The 19,175-nt window shown below is 73.1% G+C and carries 10 protein-coding genes; 2 read left to right on the forward strand and 8 right to left on the reverse strand.

All coding sequences use genetic code 11. From position 1 onward, the window contains the following. Nucleotides 1–134: 134 nt before the first annotated feature. Nucleotides 135–911 (reverse strand): DUF4253 domain-containing protein, encoded by a 777-nt coding sequence (locus ACFCY7_RS20215; RefSeq protein WP_376486929.1) that lies wholly within the window; start codon nucleotides 909–911, stop codon nucleotides 135–137. A gap of 29 nt (nucleotides 912–940) precedes the next feature. Then, nucleotides 941–7,120 (reverse strand): RHS repeat domain-containing protein, encoded by a 6,180-nt coding sequence (locus tag ACFCY7_RS20220; RefSeq protein ID WP_376486998.1) that lies wholly within the window; start codon nucleotides 7,118–7,120, stop codon nucleotides 941–943. A 571-nt stretch (nucleotides 7,121–7,691) separates the two neighbouring features. Here ACFCY7_RS20220 and ACFCY7_RS20225 point away from each other — a divergent pair. Both ACFCY7_RS20225 and ACFCY7_RS20230 read left to right on the forward strand, forming a co-directional pair. After that, entirely contained in the window at nucleotides 7,692–8,357 is a 666-nt protein-coding gene (locus ACFCY7_RS20225; RefSeq protein WP_376486932.1) for a response regulator, read from the forward strand. Next, complete coding sequence (locus tag ACFCY7_RS20230) at nucleotides 8,344–9,885, forward strand: sensor histidine kinase (protein WP_376486935.1); 1,542 nt, start codon at nucleotides 8,344–8,346, stop codon at nucleotides 9,883–9,885. Before ACFCY7_RS20225 ends, ACFCY7_RS20230 begins: the two co-directional genes overlap by 14 nt. Nucleotides 9,886–9,936: 51 nt before the next feature. Here ACFCY7_RS20230 and glgP read toward each other — a convergent pair whose 3' ends face one another. From glgP to ACFCY7_RS20260, 6 genes are all read right to left on the reverse strand, one after another. Beyond that, on the reverse strand, nucleotides 9,937–12,501 hold the full coding sequence (gene glgP / locus ACFCY7_RS20235) for an alpha-glucan family phosphorylase (RefSeq protein ID WP_376486937.1): 2,565 nt from the start codon (nucleotides 12,499–12,501) through the stop codon (nucleotides 9,937–9,939). 113 nt (nucleotides 12,502–12,614) lie between these two features. After that, the gene (locus tag ACFCY7_RS20240) at nucleotides 12,615–13,967 is read right to left on the reverse strand and encodes an FAD-dependent monooxygenase (RefSeq protein ID WP_376486939.1); all 1,353 of its coding nucleotides are present in this window, start codon (nucleotides 13,965–13,967) and stop codon (nucleotides 12,615–12,617) included. Between the two features lie 11 nt (nucleotides 13,968–13,978). Continuing rightward, entirely contained in the window at nucleotides 13,979–15,085 is a 1,107-nt protein-coding gene (locus ACFCY7_RS20245) for a monodechloroaminopyrrolnitrin synthase PrnB family protein (RefSeq protein WP_376486941.1), read from the reverse strand. 24 nt (nucleotides 15,086–15,109) lie between these two features. Then, the gene (locus ACFCY7_RS20250; RefSeq protein WP_376486943.1) at nucleotides 15,110–16,534 is read right to left on the reverse strand and encodes an MFS transporter; all 1,425 of its coding nucleotides are present in this window, start codon (nucleotides 16,532–16,534) and stop codon (nucleotides 15,110–15,112) included. Further along, the gene (locus ACFCY7_RS20255; protein ID WP_376486946.1) at nucleotides 16,531–17,961 is read right to left on the reverse strand and encodes a 4-hydroxyphenylacetate 3-hydroxylase family protein; all 1,431 of its coding nucleotides are present in this window, start codon (nucleotides 17,959–17,961) and stop codon (nucleotides 16,531–16,533) included. The genes ACFCY7_RS20250 and ACFCY7_RS20255 overlap by 4 nt, the downstream gene beginning before the upstream one ends. 139 nt (nucleotides 17,962–18,100) lie before the next feature. Then, nucleotides 18,101–19,066, reverse strand: a complete 966-nt coding sequence (locus ACFCY7_RS20260) for an AraC family transcriptional regulator (protein WP_376486949.1) — start codon at nucleotides 19,064–19,066, stop codon at nucleotides 18,101–18,103. Nucleotides 19,067–19,175: the final 109 nt, after the last annotated feature.

Raw genomic sequence — 19,175 nt, forward strand, 5'->3', positions numbered from 1 at the left:
ACCGGCTACAACAACAACATCACCCTGACCTCCCCGAAACCGGGACCGCCCACACCCCCAACACAACCACGGCCGCCCGGAGGGATCTCTCCCTCCGGGCGCCCGCCCTTTTCATGTCCGCCTACGCGGACCGCTCAGTCCCACCAGAAGCGCCATGTCCCTCCACGAACCTGCCGGTTCGCCAACTGAGGGGCATCGGTTTCGTCGGGGGCGTACACGTACTGTTCGATCGCGGCTTCGGCCACCGCCAGCGGTTCCTGAGGCGGCCGTGCGACATCGAGGATCACGATGGAACCGGACAGGTAGAGGAGTTCCGCCCCGAACCGGTCGTACCAGGTGTGCAGGAATGCCACATGGTCCGACGTAAGCATCGGACGACCGCCCGGTCCGTCCCAGTTGCGGCCACGTGCGCGGTCAGGCAGGAGACCCGGTACGTGGTAGCCCCTGGAGGTCTCCACCAGGCACAGCCAAGACGGCCTGAAGTCACTCCATGCATCGGACTTCTTGGGGACGGGCGAGACGGACCGTGCCAGGCGCTCGGGGTCGAACTCGTCCCGCCATTCATCCGCTTCCGACTCGTCACCCGCCCCCTTGAGGTGGTCCTCCAGAGCGGCGTCCCTGATCTCGGCGACGAGCGTACGAGGTGCCGTGATCGCCCGGTCGTCGAAGGGCTCCCCCTCCAGAGGGGCCCGATCCACCCAGGCCGAGGGAGATCGGGGGGACAGCACGGGATGGCATCCGGTGCTGTCCCGCAGAGCCAGCAGCCGACGCCACGCTTCCACAGCACCGTCTCCGGCGATCCGGATCCCCAGCACCCGCGAACCGGCACGCGTGACCGCGTCCTGGAGCTCGGGTTCGGGGCCGGCGTGCCCTTCGGCACGCAGGATCTCCGCGAGCTGCTCTCTCTCCATCGTCTTCTCCCTCGGCCTTTCGCTCGATGCTACTGAAGCGACTCGGTGAAGCCCCACCCGTCACCGATGAATCGGACGGTGGTCGCCGTCAGGGGCGTCTTCGAGGTGAATGCCGCCCTCTTGGCGCTTCTGACGGCCGCCTCCGCGTGTTCCTTGCTGCCTTCGGGCATGTGGATGATGACGGCGTCGGCGCCCTGATCGGCCGCCTTCCCGATCCACCGGCCGATGTGCTTCGCCGACGTGTCGGGGCCTACGGTCTTGAACTCCGTGCGCACTCCATCGACCCAGGCATCGAAGCTCTTCCTGCCGTTCACGGAACCCGGGGCGCCTTCGTTATCGGACCGGGCCACCACCGTCTTCCCCTCCATGGCGAGGATGAACGCGATCTCGAACTCCTTGTTGAGGAAGCCGAACTCCGTCGGGTCGTCCCCGTCTTCCACGTCCTCCTTGCCTTCCGACAACGCCGACTCGTCGATGCGCTCAAGCGCCTCCTCGACCATGCCTTCGAGACCCTTGTACTCCAGGCCGAAGAGCTTGACGCCGTAGAGGTTCGCGTACCTGTTGAAGTTGCAGCCCGCCCTCTCGGGGCCCGGCGTCATCCGGCAGGCCAGCTTGTTGGCGTCATCGATCTCGTCGATGTACTTGCCGATGTAGAACTTGTGCTCCTCCATGATCTGTTCGAGCCGCTTCCTGCGCTGCTCCTTGGCCCGCTGCTTGTTCGTCGTGGCGGCGCGGTAGTCCGAGTCCTGGTTCTGGTACGTGGTCGTCTTCGGGGCGGGAGAGTTGTTGTGCCCCTTGACCTCGCCGACTTCCCAGCCGTTGGACGTGTAGGTGCAGTTGGCGACGAGGCAGTCGTCGGGCTTGAGGCCCGTCGGGTCCGACAGCGTCACGGGGTTGTTGTTGGAGTACGTGTACCCGTGGGTCTGCTGCGGGTCCGTGACGTCCATGATCGGGTCGACGGAGACGAAGCGGCCGATGGAGGGGTCGTACTCGCGGGCGCCGAGGTGGGTGAGGCCGGTGTCGGCGTCGTTGGTGCCGCCGACGAAGCCCTTGTCGCCGCGCCAGGTGGCGGGCTGGGTGCCGCGGGTCTCGCCGAAGAGGCCGGTCTTGCGGCGGACGACGGTCTGGACGGCGTCGGCCGAGACCTGGGTGGAGCCGGTGCCGTGGTGGTCGTTGAAGAGGAAGGTGAGCTTGCCGGCGCTGCGCATCGCGACGGCTTGGCCGCCGACGCTGTAGTAGCGGGTGCCGGTGACGGTGCCGGTGGTCTTGTCGAGCTTGAGCTCGTTGCCGCCGGGCAGGTAGAGCGTGGTGCCGGTCGAGTCCGTGCGGAGGAGCCGGGCGCCCTCGGCGTCGTAGACGTAGCTGCTGGTCTTGGTGCCCTGGACGGCCGACGCGAGGCGGCCTTCGTCGTTCCAGACCAGGGTCTGCAGAGCGGCGGCGCCGATCTTGCGGGTCTCGGTGTTGCCCGAGGCGTCGTAGGTGAAGGTCTCCTCGTGGGGGTCGGTGCCGGTCTGGGTGACCTTGGGCAGGTTGTGCTTGCCGGCGGCCGGGGCGGCGTAGGTGCGGAGGGTGTCCGCGGTGGGGCCGGAGGCCGTCTTGTGGTCGGTCTCGGTCTTGCGGTTGCCGACGGCGTCGTAGGTGTACGACGTCCAGTAGGCGTCCGGGCCGCCCACGACCGAGGTCGAGGGAGCCGCGGCGCAGGTCTCACCGGTGTTGGTCCAGGCCTCGGTGATGCGGCGCAGCGCGTCCGTCGTGAAGCACTGGGTGTCGGTGGTGCGTGCGGCGTCCTGGCCGAAGGCCGAGGCGATGGAGGTGATGGCGCCGGAGGGGTCGTAGGAGTACTTCACGTCCTCGATGCGCTGCGGTGCCACCTCCCGGTCGAGGTAGGAGCGGGTGAGCTGGCCGGTGTGCTCGTCGAACTGCCGGGACGACCAGAGGTGCTGGCCGAAGGCCCCGTACTCCTGCTTGACGTTGCGGCCGTAGTGGTCGTACGTGTTCGCGGAGACGATCGCGTCGCTGCCGGCACCGACGGTGTTCAGCAGTCCGGCGCCCGCCGAGTAGGTGTTGGCGAGCTTCTCCGAGGGCAGTCCGCCGGCGGCGGGCTGCATGACCCACATGACCTGGCCGGTGTTGGCGTTGTACGAGTTGGTCCACTTGTAGATGCCCGCCAGTGCCGTCTGGCCCGTGACGGACGGGATGGTCACCTGCTGCAGGACCGGCTGGTAGAAGGCGTTGTAGGAGGTGGTGGCGGACTCGTACGCCTGGCCGTTGACCCAGCGGATCGACTTGGCGGGCTGGCCCTTGCCGCTGGTGGCGGTGTCGTAGGTCCACTCCGCGAGGAGGGTGGTGCCCTTCTTGAGGGCGGTCTTGCGGCCCAGCGCGTCGAAGTCGGTGTGCAGGGTGGTTCCGCGGCCGACGTCGGTGATGTCGGTGACGCGGTTCGCGGCGTCGTAGGTGAGCTTGGAGGTGCCCTTGTCGGGGTCGTTGATCTCGGTCTCGCGGCCGCGGACGTCGTACTTGTACGTCCACGCGGCGCCGGCGGCGTCGGTGACCCCGCTGAGGCGGCCCTGCTTGTCGTAGGTGTAGCGGGTGGTCTCCGACGTGCTGCGGTCCGCCGCGGTGTACGAGACGAGGGCGGTGGGACGTCCGATGCCGTCGACGACCTTGGTGGTGGCGATGCCGCCCTGCGGGGGGATCACCGTGGTGCTGTCACCGTTGTGGAGCGTGGTCGTGCGCTTGGTCTCGTCGCCGAACCGCTTCGAGATCACGGCGGTGACCCGGCCCGCGCCGTCGTACTCGGTGTCCGCGGACGCCGGGTAGTTCAGGTCCTGGCCGGTGACGAGGGCGGGCTCGGCCGCTCCGGTGGCGAAGAACTTTCCGGAGTCGCGCCAGACCTGGCCGCGGGTGTCGTAGAACTTCTCGGTGACGAGCCGGCCGGCGCCGTCCGGGGACGGCTCCTGCGTCTGGCGTTCGCGCAGCAGGCCGTCCTGGAAGGAGTAGGCCGCGCGGTAGGTCGAGTCGTGGGCGAGCACCTTCGTCGTGGTGACGACCGGCCCGTCCTTGCGGACCAGGTAGTCGAAGACGTAGTTCGGCGAGTCGGGGTAGGTGACGGCCGAGCGGGTCGGCTGCCACACCTTGGTGACGCGGCCCAGCGGGTCGTACCCGGTGGTCGTGACCCTGTTGTTGGCGTCGGTGACCTGGGTCGGCTGGCTGCGCAGCGGGTCGTACGCGGTGGTGGTGACGTGGCCGAGCGGGTTCGTCGCCACCATGCCGGTGGGCGCCTCGCCGGTGGCCGGCGTGAACGTCGTGGTGGTCACCTTGCCGAACGGGTCGGCGATGGACAGCGACCGGCCGTAGACGTCGGCGCAGGACTGGTCCAGCGTCACACCGCAGTTCTTCGGGATCGAGGACTGGACGTCGTAGCCGTCGCCCTTGCCGTTGATCTTCTCGGTGCGGGTGAGGAGGCCGGAGCCCGGGACGGTGCCGAGGGTTCCGTGGTCGTAGTAGTTGCGGACGTCGTCGATGACGTCGCCCGGACGGCTGACCGTGCCGCCGCAGAGGACGGAGACGCTCTCGACCCGGCTGACCGCGTCGAGGATGTGGGCCGCGGTGTTGCGGGCGTAGCCGGTCGTCGTGCACTGCTCGTCACCGGGCACGTCGACGTCGCCGGTGTACGACTCGGTGGAGAGCATGCCGTACGCGTCGAAGTCGCGGGTCCGCTCGGTGGTGCGGGTGCCGCCCGTGACGGTCGTGCGGGTGACGTCCTTCTCGACGTTCGTCTTGTACGACACCAGCGCCGGCAGACCGGGCCGGACGCGGGTGGCCACCGCGGCGGAGCGCCACGGGGTGTACGAGGTCGAGGAGACGAGCTTCGACGTGTCGTCGCCGTTGTACGTCAGGCTCTGCCGGACCATGCCCGCGAACTCGGGGCGGTCGGTGACGGAGTCGCCGAAGGTGTCCTTGACGGCCTGGCCGTCGCGGCCGCGGAAGTAGCGGGTCTCGGTCAGGGTGCGGGGGTCGTCGGCGGCGCCCTTGCGGGTCTGGACCCGCTCGTAGCCGCGCGGGACGGAGTGCACCCGGTCCTCGGCCTTGGCGAACTCGTCCTCGCTCTTGGCGTAGGCGGCCCCACCGAGGTAGCCGTACGAGGTCACCGTGTCCGGGGACTCGACCAGGTTGTCGCCCTCGACGACCTGGGTGACGACGTACGAGTTGAACCAGTCGAGCTGGGCGGTGTCCCCCTCCCAGGCCCATTTGACGGGGTAGCAGCGCGTGGTGTTGGTCGCGTCCGGCTCCGGCAGGGTCGCCGGGGTGCAGTCCTGCGGAGAGTAGGAGACCCCGATGGTGCCGCCGGTCTCGGTGTTGATCTGCGACATGCGCAGCCGGACGTAGGGCGCGAGGCCGTCACCCGTCCTGTCGACGCGGTTGGCCAGCTGCTCGCCGGTGAAGGTGACGGCCGGCAGCGCGAGGGTGCCGCCTGCCTTGCCGGTGCGCTGGACGGACTTCAGCCACATCGGGGTGGAGATTCCGTCGCCGGAGGGCGGGAAGTTCTGGTCCAGCGTCCAGGTGTCGACCTCCTTGAGCGCACCGCCGGTGCGCAGCTTGGTGGTGATGCCGGTCAGGCGCTTGCGGGTCCAGAAGCTCGGCGAGTACTGGCCCTTGCACTCGGTCGCCCCGTCCTTGCAGTACAGGTCGAAGGGAACGTCCGGCCAGTTCTTGGCGTTCGTCTCGTCGAAGGTGCCGCAGCCGGTCAGGCACCGCTCGTCGACGCTGAACTGCACCTGGCCCATGGGCTTGCCGGCGTAGACGGCGTCGTCGCGCAGGCCGTAGTCGATGTGGTCGAGCCAGCCGCCCCGGATGTAGGGGGTGACGGTCGCCTTGCCGGTGGTCTCGGAGACGTTGAGGCCGTAGTTGTTCTTCTCGGTGTTCCAGTAGTACGCCATGGCGTTGCCGCGCGGGTCGACGACGTAGTCGAGCTGCCAGCGCCAGGCCTGCTTGCACGAGGCGTCGGCGAACGTGGCGTCGTGGCAGGGCTCACCCGAGTGGTTGCCGAAGACCGGGACCGTCCAGGTGGAGTTGGTGACCGGGCTGTCGTCCGCGGGCGTGATGGTGCCGCCGTCGGTCCAGCCGGGCAGCCGGTTCCGGCCGAAGAAGTACTGGGTCCCGTCGGTGCCGGTGACCTTCCAGTGCTCGCCCTTGCCGTCGACGCCGTCGGTGCCGGCGTCGCCGTTCTCCGCGCCGGTCAGCTTCTCGACGGACTCTCCGGCGTCACCCTGCGGGTGCCAGCCCTTGTCCTTCTCGTAGACGAGTTCCGTCGTACGGCCGTTCAGCGAAAGCGTCGCGTTGTCGTTGAACCAGCACAGGTCGCCCACCTTCGTGGTGTTCGTCCCGCCGGTCTTGTCGTCCTCGCACGACTTGTACTTGCGCTCGATGAAGCCGGGCTCCCAGTCCCAGCCGTCGCCGATCCAGGACGCCTGGGAGTTGGTGGCTCCCGTACGGCCGTCGACCGCCTGGGAGTTGTAGCCCAGGCTGATGCTCGGAGCGGCACCGCCCGGGACGCCCGGGACCTCGATCGGGTAGGTCCAGGTGAAGGCACCGGTCGATCCACCCGCGCTCCAGGCACCCGAGGCCTGCAGGGACGTCGCCTTGAACGTGCCGGTCGGGCCGTCGTCGGCGGCGGTCGCCGCCAGGGCCATGGGTGCCCCGGCCAGCGAGACGACGGCGGACAGCGTGCCCGTCGTCGGATCGTTCTCCGTCTTCAGCGGCTTCCGCGTGCCGCACTCGGGCCTCTCCGGCGTGGTCAGGGCACAGGCCGGCAGCTCCACCAGGCGGAGCCGTCCCGCCCAGTCACCGCCGTAGGCGCCGCGGAAGGAGTCGTAGGCGACCTCGATCCGCGTCGGGTCGGCCGCGGCGCCCTTGGCGCCGGTCCGGACGACGGACAGGACGATTCCCTCGATGCCCGCCTTGCGGGCGGCCCGGCGGTCGCCGAGGGTCACACGGACATCGCCGGCGGCGGGCCGGGCAGCCGCCGCGGCCTCGCCCCCGGCCTTGGCCTTCGGCCGCGGGGCGGCGGACTCCACCCGAACCGGGAGCGACCCGGCCCGACCCCCCTGTGCCAGCGGGACCGTGCCGGTCCCGGCGTCGGGCCACGTGGCCTTCGGCGTCAGGTTCCTCGCGGCCGCGTCGGGGCGCTTCTCGCCGCCCGAACGCATCTCGGTCACGGGAACGGCCTTCGGCTGCCGTACCTCGGGCAGCGCCGGGCCCCCCTCCGCCGCAACGGCCGCCGTCGGCAGTACGCCGCCGAGGACCGCTGCGGCCAATGCGACCGAGAGCCCTCTCCAACTTCTGTGCTTCAACACCCACCCCTTGGATATTCCATATGGAAATTTTCGGGCCAGGCTAGCAGCAGAAATAGGCCATCTCCATTTCACCCAACGCCCCGAAAAAGCCACTCGATGCGTAAAATCAAGGCAAAGTTGATCTTCATGCACAGAGCAGGGCGAACTTCCCAGCAGGCACAAACCTTGCTGCTCAGCAGGCACATACCACGTGCCGTCCGACCGCGAACCAGAGTCGCGCACCGCGGATCCACGCAGCGGACAAGGGCGACTCGAATGGATTCACCGCAGGAATCCCGCGGCAGACGGAAATTCCCGATCGCGAGAAAGCAGGAGAGCCCGGAAAACATCCCCGGAAAACGCGAATAACTCTGTCAGGTCGCCCGTTCGGAACGACCGTGCGGGGCTCCCTCCGCGAGGCGGGGCGTGAACATAGGCTGGCCGCATGATCAGGGTGCTGCTGGCCGACGACGAGACGATGATCAGGGCCGGGGTGCGGGCGATCCTGGCGGCCGACCGCGGGATCGAGGTGGTCGCGGAGGCGGGGGACGGCCGTGAGGCGGTCGAACTCGCGCGGGAGCACCGGCCGGACGTGGTGCTGCTCGACATCCGGATGCCGCGGCTCGACGGGCTGGGGGCGGCGGAGGAGCTGCGCGCGGTGCTGCCCGGGGCGGCGGTGGTGATGCTGACGACGTTCTCCGAGGACGCGTACATCGCGCGGGCGCTGGGGAGCGGGGTGAGCGGGTTCCTGCTGAAGTCCGGGGATCCGCGCGAACTCATCGCGGGGGTGCGGGCGGTGGCCGGAGGCGGGGCCGCGCTGTCGCCCGGGGTCGCCCGGCGGGTCATCGACACGCTCGGGGGCGAGCGGTTCACCCGGGCCGCCGAGGCGCGGGCGCGCCTCGAACCGCTCACGGGGCGGGAGCGGGAGGTCGTCGCCCTGCTCGGGGCGGGGCTGTCCAACCAGGAGATCGCCGACCGGATGTACGTCGTCGAGGGCACCGTCAAGGCGCATGTGAGCGCCGTCCTGGGCCGGCTCGGGCTGCGCAACCGGGTCCAGCTCGCGGTCCTCGCCCATGAGGCGGGGGTGGTCCCGGGGGATGCGGGTGCGTGAGCGTCTCCTCGACCTGGGGCTCTGGCTGCTGCTCTGCGTCCCCGTCCTGTTGAAGTCCGACCCGAACGACGGCGGGAGCTGGGGCCTGGTCGCCGTCGGCGTGACCGTCCTGGCCGGCTGCGTCGCGGTCGGCCGCAGGTGGCCGCTGGCACCGCTGGCGGTCACGGTCGCGGCGAGCCTGCCCGCCTCCCTCGAACTGTTCACCCCCTCGTACAGCCTGGCCCTGATCGCCTTCGGCTTCCTCGCCGGACGGCGGCAGGAGCACACCGCGGCGGCGCTGTGGCTGTTCGGGGCGGTGGCGGCGGTGGGGCTGCTCCTGACGGTGGTCACCCGCACGTCGCTGGGCCAGTGGTTCACGCTGCTGCTCGCGCTGGCGCTCGCCGTCGTCGCGCCCTGGCTGATCGGCCGTTACGTACGCCAGTACGACCGGCTGGTGCGCAGCGGCTGGGAGCTGGCCGACCGGATGGAGCGCGAGCAGGCCGCCGTCGCCGACCGGGAGCGGCTGCGGGAACGCTCCCGGATCGCGGGCGACATGCACGACTCCCTCGGCCACGACCTCGCGCTGATCGCGATCCGCGCCGGCGCCCTGGAGGTCGACCCGGGGCTCGGCCCCGCCCAGCAGCAGGCCGCCGGCGAGCTGCGCCGGGCGGCGGCGGACGCGACCGCCCGGCTGCGGGACATCATCGGCGTCCTCCGCGAGGACGGCGCCGCCGCCCCGACCACCCCGCCGGGCGAGACGGTCGAGGACCTCGTCGCCCGCGCCCGCTCCTCCGGCCTCGCGGTGGCCCTCGCGACGACCCCGGTCCCCGCCCTCCCGGGCATGCCCGGCCTCGCGCTCCACCGCGTCGTCCAGGAGGGCCTCACCAACGCGGCCAAGCACGCGCCCGGCACCGCCGTCACGGTCGAGGTCGCCGAGGACACCGGGACCGTCCTGGTCCGGGTGGCCAGCGGGCCGCCCGGCGCGACCGGCGCGACCGGCCCGGCAGGCCCGGCAGGCCCGGCAGGCCCCGCCTCCGGCGGGACCGGGCTCGTCGGGCTCGACGAGCGGGTGCGGCTCGCCGGCGGAACGCTGGCGCACCGGGTCGGCGGGGACGGCGGGTTCGTCCTGGAGGCCGTACTGCCGCGGAACCCGCCGGCCCCGGCGGCGGCGCCCGCCGCGCCCACCTCGGCACGGGAGCTGGACCGGGCCCGCCGGCAGGTGCGCAAGGGCCTGGCGCAGGCGATCTGGATCCCGCTCGCGCTGCTCGTGGCGCTGGGGGCGCTGATGGCGGGGGTCGCGCTGTGGACCCAGCACCAGTCGTACCTGGAGCCGGAGGACTACGCGGGGATGCGGGTCGGGCAGTCGCTCGGGCAGCTCGCGGACGACCTGCCCGACCGGCCGCTCGACGGCCCTCCGGAACGGCCGCCGGACGAGCCGCCGGGCATGGACGAATGCCGGTACTACCGGTCCACGATGCTCGCCGCGATCCCGGTGTACCGGCTGTGCTTCGTCGACGGGCACCTCGCCGGCAAGGCCGAGGTGCCGTAGGGGGGCCGGCCGGTCGGGCCGCCGGACTCCCCCGGACGCCGCCGGGGCGCGCTACCTCAGGAGCACGCCCGCGCCCTCGCCCTTCGACTCCTCCGGGAGGGCCACGAGGCCCGGTTCGGCGGGGTGCGCGAGGAGCGGGTGGGCGGGCAGGACGCGGACCGTGCAGCCGAAGGAGCCGGTGCGGTCGAGCTCCAGGGTCCCCGCGTAGGGCAGCCTGCCCTCCAGATCGGGGCCGCCCGCGGGCTTGAGGGTGACCGTACGGGTGGCGGCGAGGGTGTCGTCGGCGTCGACCCGGCCGGTGACGGCCTGTACCTCGACGTCGTCGGGGCCGAGCGCGCCGAGGGCCACCCGGACCCGGACGACGGGGGTGGCGCCGAGCTCCGCGTCCGCGAGGTCGTCGGCGAGGCCGTCGCCGACCTCGACGTGGTCGACGGTCACCCGCGGCCAGGCCTCCCTGACCCGCGCCTTCCAGGAGGCGAGGTCGCGCGCCCGGTCCGGGGTGAGGGCCCGGCGGGCGGCGGCGGCGGGGACGTAGAGCCGCTCGACGTACTCGCGGACCATCCGGTCGGCGAGGACCTTCGGGCCGAGGTCGGCGAGGGTGCGCCGGACCATGGCCGTCCAGGCGGCCGGTACGCCGTCGGCGCCCCGGTCGTAGAAGCGGGGCGCGACCCGGCGCTCGATCAGCTCGTAGAGCGCGGCGGCCTCCAGGTCGTCGCGGCGGTCCTCGTCGGCGGCGGCCGCGCCGTCCGCGGTGGGGATGGCCCAGCCGAAGTCGGGCTCGAACCACTCGTCCCACCAGCCGTCGAGGACGGACAGGTTGAGGCAGCCGTTCAGGGCGGCCTTCATGCCGCTGGTGCCGCAGGCCTCCAGGGGGCGGAGGGGGTTGTTGAGCCAGACGTCGCAGCCCGGGTAGAGGCCGCGGGCCATCTCCATGCCGTAGTCGGGCAGGAAGACGATCCGGTGCCGCACCCGGGGGTCGTCGGCGAACCGGACGAGTTCCTGGACGAGCCGCTTCCCGCCGTCGTCGGCGGGGTGCGCCTTGCCGGCGACGACGAGCTGCACGGGCCGCTCGGGGTGCAGGAGGAGCGCCCGGAGCCGGTCCTTGTCCCGCAGCATGAGGGTGAGCCGCTTGTACGAGGGGACCCGGCGGGCGAAGCCGATGGTGAGGACGTCGGGGTCGAGGACGGAGTCGGTCCAGCCGAGCTCGGCGGCGGCCGCGCCGCGCTGCCGCCAGGAGGCCCGCAGCCGTTCCCGTACGTCGGTCACGAGCCGTTCCCGGAGCGTGCGGCGCAGCTCCCAGAGGTCCCGGTCGGCGGGGTCGGGGCCGAGTCCGCCGACCTCGGGGGCGACCCAGGTGGGGGCGTGGACGCCGTTGGTGATCGAGCCGATCGGCACCTCGTCGGCGTCGAAGCCCGGCCAGAGCCCGGCGAACATGTCCCGGCTGACCGCGCCGTGGAGGGTGGAGACGCCGTTGGCGCGCTGGGCGAGCCGCAGGCCCATCGCGGCCATGTTGAAGACGCCGGGCTCGCCGCCGAGCGGCGTCTCGCCGCCGAGGGCGAGGACGCGCCCGGTGTCGACGCCGGGGAGCGCGCCGTCCTCGCCGAGGTGACGGGCGACCAGGCTCCGGTCGAAGCGGTCGATGCCGGCCGGGACGGGCGTGTGGGTGGTGAAGACGGTCCCGGCCCTGACCGTCTCCAGGGCGCTGTCGAAGTCCAGCCCCTCGCCCTGGAGTTCGCGGATGCGTTCGAGGCCGAGGAAACCGGCATGGCCCTCGTTGGTGTGGAAGACCTCGGGGTCGGGGGTGCCGGTGAGCCGGGTGTACGTGCGGACGGCGCGGACGCCGCCGATGCCGAGCAGCATCTCCTGGAGGAGCCGGTGCTCGCTGCCGCCGCCGTACAGCCGGTCGGTGACGCTCCGTTCGCCGGGGGCGTTCTCCTCGACGTCGGAGTCGAGCATCAGCAGCGGGACGCGGCCGACCCGCGCGATCCACAGGTGGGCGTGCAGGTTGCGGCCGCCGGGCAGCGCCAGGGTGATCCGGGCGGGTTCGCCGTCGGCCTCCCTCAGCAGCTGCACCGGCAGCTCTCCGGGGTCGAGGACCGGGTACTGCTCCTGCTGCCAGCCGTCGCGGTCGAGGGACTGGCGGAAGTAGCCGTGCCGGTAGAGCAGGCCGACGCCGATCAGCGGGACGCCGAGGTCGCTGGCCGCCTTGAGGTGGTCGCCGGCGAGGATGCCGAGTCCGCCGGAGTACTGGGGCAGGGCGGCGGCGACGCCGAACTCGGGCGAGAAGTAGGCGACGGCGGCCGGCGCGTGACCGGACCGGCCCTGGTACCAGCGGGGCGCGTGCAGATAGCTGTCGAGGTCCTCGGCCGCGGCGCGCAGCCGGTCCAGGAACTCCCGGTCGGCGGCGAGCGCGGCGAGCCGCGGGGCTTCGAGGGCGCCGAGGATCCGGACGGGGTCGATGCCGGTCCGCGGCTCCGCGGCACCGGGGTCGAGGGACGCGAAGAGCGCCCGGGTGGGCTCGTGCCAGGACCAGCGCAGGTTGTGCGCGAGGTCGGCGAGGGGTCGAAGGGTGTCGGGGAGGACGGGACGCACGGTGAATCGACGGATTGCCTTCACGTTGTCCACCTTCGCAGGCGAGTACGGAGCGGAGCGGTCGCACCACGCTGTGCGACCGGCGTGCCGCCCCGACGTTAGGCGCACCGCGACCGGCGGCGCCACGGCGCACGGGGTCACACGGCGGGCACGGCCACCTCGTACGGGGAGCCCTGGTTCACCGTCGCCGGGTCGAATCCGCCGGTGGCGGCGTACCGGCCGGCGACGGCGGCGAGTTCCTCGGCGGAGATGACGTCGTGGATGTCGGTGAAGCCGTGCGGGGCGCGCGCGTGGGCAAGGTCGATGACGACCTCGGGGCCGCGCTCGCGGTTGGCCCGCTGGAGCGCGGTGGTGACGGGCCGGCGTTCGCGCTCGTAGGCGGCGAGGCCCTCGGCGGGGTCGGCGTGGTGGGCCAGGGCGTGGGCGAGGGCCCGGGCGTCGACGATCGACTGGGTCGCCCCGTTGGACCCGATCGGGTACATGGCGTGGGCGGCGTCGCCGATGAGGGTGGTGCGGCCGTGGGTCCAGCGGTCGAGGGGGGCGCGGTCGACCATCGGGTACTCGTGCGCGGAGTCGGCGGCGCGCAGGATGTCGGGGACACTGACGCCGTCGAACTCCCAGCCCTCGTAGAAAGGAAGGAACGTCTCCACCGGCACGGCCCGGTTCCAGTCGCCCCGCAGCCGCTCCGCCGCGGACGCGCACGTGGCGTCCGCCGGGCGGGCCAGGGCCCAGTTCACGAGGACCTCCCGGCGTCGCCCGGTCGGCCGGCCCATCGGGTAGACCACGGCCTTCTGCCGGTCGTCGCCGGCGATCAACATGAACGCGCCCACCGCCCGCGCCGGCATCCGGGACACCCCGCGCCACACCAGCATGCCGTTCCACGGCGGCCCGCCCTCGCCCGGGTGCAGCGCGGCGCGGACCGCCGACCTGATGCCGTCCGCGCCCACCAGCACGTCCGGTTCGAGCGAGGCCCGGCCCCGCACGGCGCCCTCCCGGTGCTCCAGGAGCAGCCGGGTCCGGCCGTGCGGCAGCGGCTCCACGCCGCGCACCCGGACCCCGGTCACCAGCGCGCCCGGCCCGAGCCTGGCCCGTACCGCGCCGGCGAGCACCTGCTGGAGGTGGCCGCGGTGCACCGAGAGCTGCGGCCAGCGGTAGCCCGCGCCGAGGCCGCGCGGCTCGCGCGAGATGAGGCCGCCGGACCGGTGGTAGTAGCGCAGTTCGCGGGTGCGCAGGGCGCCCGCCTCCAGGGCGTCGAGCAGGCCGAGGGCGTCCAGTTCGCGGACCGCGTTCGGCATCAGGTTGAGCCCGGCGCCCAGCGGGCGGACCGCGAGCGCCGCCTCGACGACCGTCACCCGCTCGAACCCGGCGGCGTGCAGCGCGAGCGCGGCGGTGAGCCCGGCGACACCCCCGCCGGCGATCACGACGTGCGGGCTCTGCCCGTAGGGGTGCGCGTACGGGTGCCGGGCGGCGGACGGGGCGGTGGACGGCATCTCGGCTGCTCCTAGGCGGCGGTCGGACCGACGGGGGCCCCGGCGGGACGGCGTCGCACGGTCGCGCGGCGCACCATGGTCTCGTTCTCCCTGGTCAGGTCCAGGATCGAGCGCAGCAGCGCGACCGGGGCCCCGCCGCTGCCCTCCTCGTACAGGCGCACGTCGTCGTCGTACGCCTTGCGGGCGATGCCGATGTGGCGGGCCCGGAAGGTCTTGAGGATCCGCAGCACCCGGCCGAGGGCCTCCGCGGAGGCGGCGAGCCGCGGCGGGAGCCGGTCGGCGCCCTCCCAGCTCACGGCAGCCGACAGCTTGCTGACGGCCGACACCCCGCCCCGGTGGCGGGCGTGGAACTCCCGCCAGGCCGGCAGCGCGTAGGGCACCGACTCGGCGAGGAAGGCGTCGTACGCCGGGTCCGGGCGGTCGCACTGCCACAGCGTCAGGTCGATCGGCCAGAGCGGCACCTGCGCGGCGGCCGGGCCCAGGTAGTCGCGGCCCCCGACCTCGACCTCCTCGAAGTACGGGCGCAGCGTCAGCGCGAAGTACTCCGGCGACACCTCGGCGACCGTCAGGTCGATGGAGTCGACCATGGCCCGCACCCGGCGGGCGATCCGGTCGAGGACGGTGGCGAAGCCCGGGTCGTACGGTTCGAGGCCGGTGAGGCGGGCGCAGTCGTCGAGGGCCCCGGCCAGGGCGGGGAACACCATCCGTACCGCCTCCTGGAGCAGGGCCTCCGTCGGGTGGCCGGTGTACGAGCGGCGGCGCGGGCCCACCGGGTTCCAGGCCGTGTAGTGGTGGACGGTGTCCCGGGGCACCATGTCCGTGCGGCGGCCGAGGAGTTCGAGCACGGGCAGCGCCTCGGGCACCGCGGCCAGCGGCTGCACCCCGTGCCGCTTCAGCGATCCGAGGAGGATGCCGAGGTCGCGCATCGCCGCCGCCGCGCCGCCGACGCTCCACAGGGCCGCCCGGTCGGGGTCGGGCACGAGGGCGCGCAGCGCGACCGTCAGCGCGGCCGTGTCGCCCCGCTCGTTCATGGCGGGCACGGCGGCGAGCAGGGCGTCGGCGCCCAGCGGGTCGGCGGCGCGTATGTCCTCGGTACGGTGGCGCGGATCGCCGAGCACGTCCCGGCTCCTCTCTTCTTCGGCTCACTCGCCGGTGGTGGTGGACGACGGGACGGGCTTCGGGGACCGCACGGGCCGCAGGGAGAGCAGGGCGGCCAGGGCCGCGAAGGCGGCGCCGGTGAGGAGCGCGGCGCGGAAGCCCGCGGTCTCGGCGGCGGCGCGGGCGGTGTCCTGGGCCTCGGTGCGTGCGGTGGCGACGCCGACCAGGACGGCGAGGCCGAGGACGGAGCCGAACTGCTGGGCGGTGTTGACGAGTCCGGAGGCGAGGCCGGCCTCCTCGGGTGCGGCGTCGGCCGTGGCCGCCACGTTGGTGGCGACCATGACGAGCGGGAGGGCGGCGCCGAGCAGCAGGCTCGGCGCGAGGACCGTGGTCGCGAAGGACCCGTCGGCGGTGAGCGCGAGGCCGAGCCAGAGGGTGCCGGCGCAGAGCAGGGCGAAGCCCAGGGTCGTGGTGCGGTGGAGGCCGATCCGGAAGATGATCCGGCCGGTCTGCGGGGCGACCGCGACGACGACGAGCGAGAGCGGGAGGAGTCCGAGGCCGCCGCCGAGGGGCGCGTACCCGAGGACGCTCTGCAGGTAGAGGCCGACCAGGAAGAACATCGGGAACAGGGTCGTCTGGGCGAGGGCGGCGAGGACGTTGGCCAGGCGGAGCGCGGGGCGGGCGAGGACCTGCGGCGGGACGAGCGGCGCGGCGGCCCGGCTCTCGACGGCGGCGAAGGCGAGGAGCAGCGCCAGGCCGGCTCCCCCGGCGCCGAGGGTGCGGGCGGAGAGCCATCCGGCGCCGGCGCCGCCGACCAGCGCGAAGGCGACGAGGCCGAGTCCGGCGGTCGCGGTGAGCGCCCCGGCGATGTCGAAGCCGCCGCGGAGCGCCCGTGCGGCGCGGGGTTCGAGGACGCGCAGGGCGAGGGCGGCGAGCACCGCGGCGAGGAGCACGTTCAGCCAGAACGTGGCGCGCCAGCCGAGGAGGCCGGTGAGGACGCCGCCGAGGACCGTGCCGAGCACTCCGCCGAGGCCGCCCATCGCGGCGAACGCGCCGAGGGCCTTGTGCCGGGCGGGGCCGTCGGGGAAGAGCAGGAGCAGCAGGGCGAAGGCGGCGGCCGCGGCGAGGGCGGCGCCGGCGCCCTGGACGGCGCGGGCGGCGACGAGGACGCCCGCGTCGGGGGCGAGGGCGCCGAGGGCGGAGGCGGCGGCGAGCAGGGTGAGGCCGCCGAGGAAGACGCGGCGGTGGCCGAGGAGGTCGGCGACGCGTCCGCCGAGCAGGAGCAGCCCGCCGAAGGCGATCAGGTAGGCGTTGGCCACCCAGGACAGGCCGGTGGAGCCGGCTCCGAGGTCCGCGCCGACGGAGGGCAGGGCCACGTTGACGATCGCGGTGTCGGTGATCAGGAGGAGCTGGGTGGCGGCGAGCAGGGCGAGCGCCCCGCGCCGTGGCGCCGGTGGTGCGGCCGTCACCGGGTGGTCTCCAGGCCGTAGCCGTCGAGGCAGGCCTGGGCGAGGCTCTCGCACTCCCCGGCCGACCCGGCCCAGGTCTGCATGGTCAGGTAGACGTGCGGGGCGCCGTGGTAGAAGCGCTCGTACTGCTCGTGGCGGCCGGCGAACTCCGAACCGAGCGCGTCCCAGGCCAGTTTGAGGAGTTTCACGCGGTCCTCGGCGGGGTGGCCGGGCGCGGCGAAGTAGCGGTGGACCAGCGGCCCGAGTTCGGGGTGGAGGAGGTCGCGGCCGCTCGCGGGCAGCTGTACGAGGGCCCCGCCGGCGAGGAGCTTGATGTCCTGGATCGCCCGCGGGTACAGCTCGCCGGCCATGATCCGCTGGGCGAAGGAGATCTCCTGGCCGGGGCGGACGCCGCCGCGGCCGCCGTCGACCTCCTCGTACGAGGCCTCCGCGGCGAGGACGAACGCCTTGGCCTGGGCGACCATGCCGAGGAGCCGGCCGAGGGCCTGGGTGACGGGCGGCAGCTTCTCGGTGCCGTGGGAGCGGGCGACGAGGATCGCGAGGCCGGTGAGGAACGCGAGCTTGGTCCAGAAGCGGGTGGCGGACTGGTGGACGAGGTTCAGGTAGGCGGGGGTCTGCCACCAGACGGCCCCGGTGGTGGCCGGGTCGCGGTAGGTGAGGACCCGTTCCCAGGGCACGAGGACGTCCTCGCAGACCAGCATCGCGTCGTTCTCGTCGTACCGGGAGGACAGCGGGTGGTCGAAGACGGACCGGGACCGCTGCTCGTAGGAGGTGCGGGAGATCAGCTTGAGGCCGGGGGTGTCGAGCGGCACGGAGAAGGTGACGGCGTGGTCGGTGTCGTCGTCGGCGAGCGGTTCGATGGTGCCGACGAGGATTTCGTCGGCGAAGACCGCCCCGGTGCCGATCGTCTTCGCGCCGCGGACGACGATCCCGCCGTCGCGTTCCCCGACGACCCGCAGGGTGCGGTCGTCGTCGCCGCGCCCCTGCGACGGGTTGGTGAGGGTGAACGCGGTGTGCAGGTCGCCCTCCGCGAGCCGCCGGTGGAACGCGAGGGCGTTCTCGGCGCCGTCGAAGGCGGCGCCGGTGAACACGCCGGGCGCGGCCGCGAACCCGGCGGCCCCCGCGGCCATGTAGTCCGGGGTGCGGCCGAGGAAGCCGTAACTGGCCTCGGCCGTGGTGCGGAAGGCCCGGCGGCGGGCGACGAGGTCCTCGTAGGAGCGCGGCACGGTGCAGGCGCGGCGCACCCCGCCCTGGACGAGGACGGGGCGGTGGACGGGGTCGTCCGCGAGGTCGTACAGGCCGGCGAAGGAGGCCGCGGTGGTCCGGAAGGCGGGATGCGCGGTGACGTCCCCGACCCGCTCCCCGTCGAGCCAGATCGCCCGCCCGTCGCGCAGCCCCTCCAGATACTCCTGCCCGGACCTCGTCACCGGCGCCTCGCCTCTCCTCGGGTGTCACGGCACTGCCGGTCCCGAGACTGGACCGGTGCGGCCGGTCCGGACAATGAGCGTCCGTCCAGGGCTCCTTAAGAACCGTCCAGGGGCGCCCGAAGATGTCAGGTCGGGGGCGTCAGGCGGCGCTGGCCTCTCCCGCCCGGTACTCGCCGGGGGTCACGCCGAACCACTTGCGGAAGGCGAGGTGGAAGCCGACGGCGCTCTGGTAGCCGACGCGGGAGGGCACGGCCGACTGCGGGAGCGAGGTCTCGGCGAGCAGCCGGCCCGCCTCCTGCATGCGCCGGGCGGCGAGGTAGCGGGCGGGGGACTCGCCGACCAGGTCGCGGAAGGCGGCGGTGAACGCGGAGCGGGACATGCCGACCTCGCGGGCCACCGAGTCGATGGTCCAGGGTTCGGCGAAGCGGGTCGCCATGATGACGACGGCCCGGCTTATCCCGGGGTGGCGCAGCAGCGGCAGCGAGGTCGCGCTGTCGGCGAGTTCGCGCAGCAGGGGGCGGAGCGCGAGGACGAGCGCCATTTCGAAGGCGCGGAGGGTGATGAGTTGGTCGCCTGGCCCGACGGGCCGGTCCGGTGCGGCGAGCAGCCGGAGGGTGTCGCGGAGCAGGGGTTCCCGGTCGACCTGGGCGCCGTCGAGGACGAGGGCCCAGGGCAGTGAGGTGTAGAGGCCGGTGGCGGCGCTGGCGTCGTAGTGGAGTCCGGCGCACAGGAGGCGGCTCTCGGGCCCGGTGCCGTCGATGACGATCTCTCCGGAGGTGCCGGGCCGCCGTTCGGGCAGGACGGCCTTGAGCGGGAGGCCCTGGCGGTCGGGCCGGTCGGAGAGGCGGTGCGCGGTGCCGGTGGGGAAGACGACGAGGTCGCCGGCGTGCAGGGCGACGGGGGGTTCGTCGTCGGTGGTGATCCAGCAGTCGCCCTCGACGACGTAGTGGAGGACGGCGCAGCTGCTCTCGGCGTCGCCCTCGATGGCCCAGGGGGCCCGGACGTGCCAGCGGCTGTCGAAGACCCCGGTGAGCCGGAGGGGTTTCAGCAGTTCGCTGAGGAGGTCCTCGCGCTGCTCGTGACGGTCGGTTCCCACGGTTGCCATGGACGATCCTTCAACTTCCGCCCCGGTTTGTTAATTGAACGGCCGAAGCCGTCGCGGCGAGCCTGGAACGACGCCGACACGACAGCGGTGACAGCCTATCGAAGGGCCT

It is taken from the genome of Streptomyces sp. NPDC056361, assembly GCF_042262805.1.
In the GTDB taxonomy this organism is placed as follows: domain Bacteria; phylum Actinomycetota; class Actinomycetes; order Streptomycetales; family Streptomycetaceae; genus Streptomyces.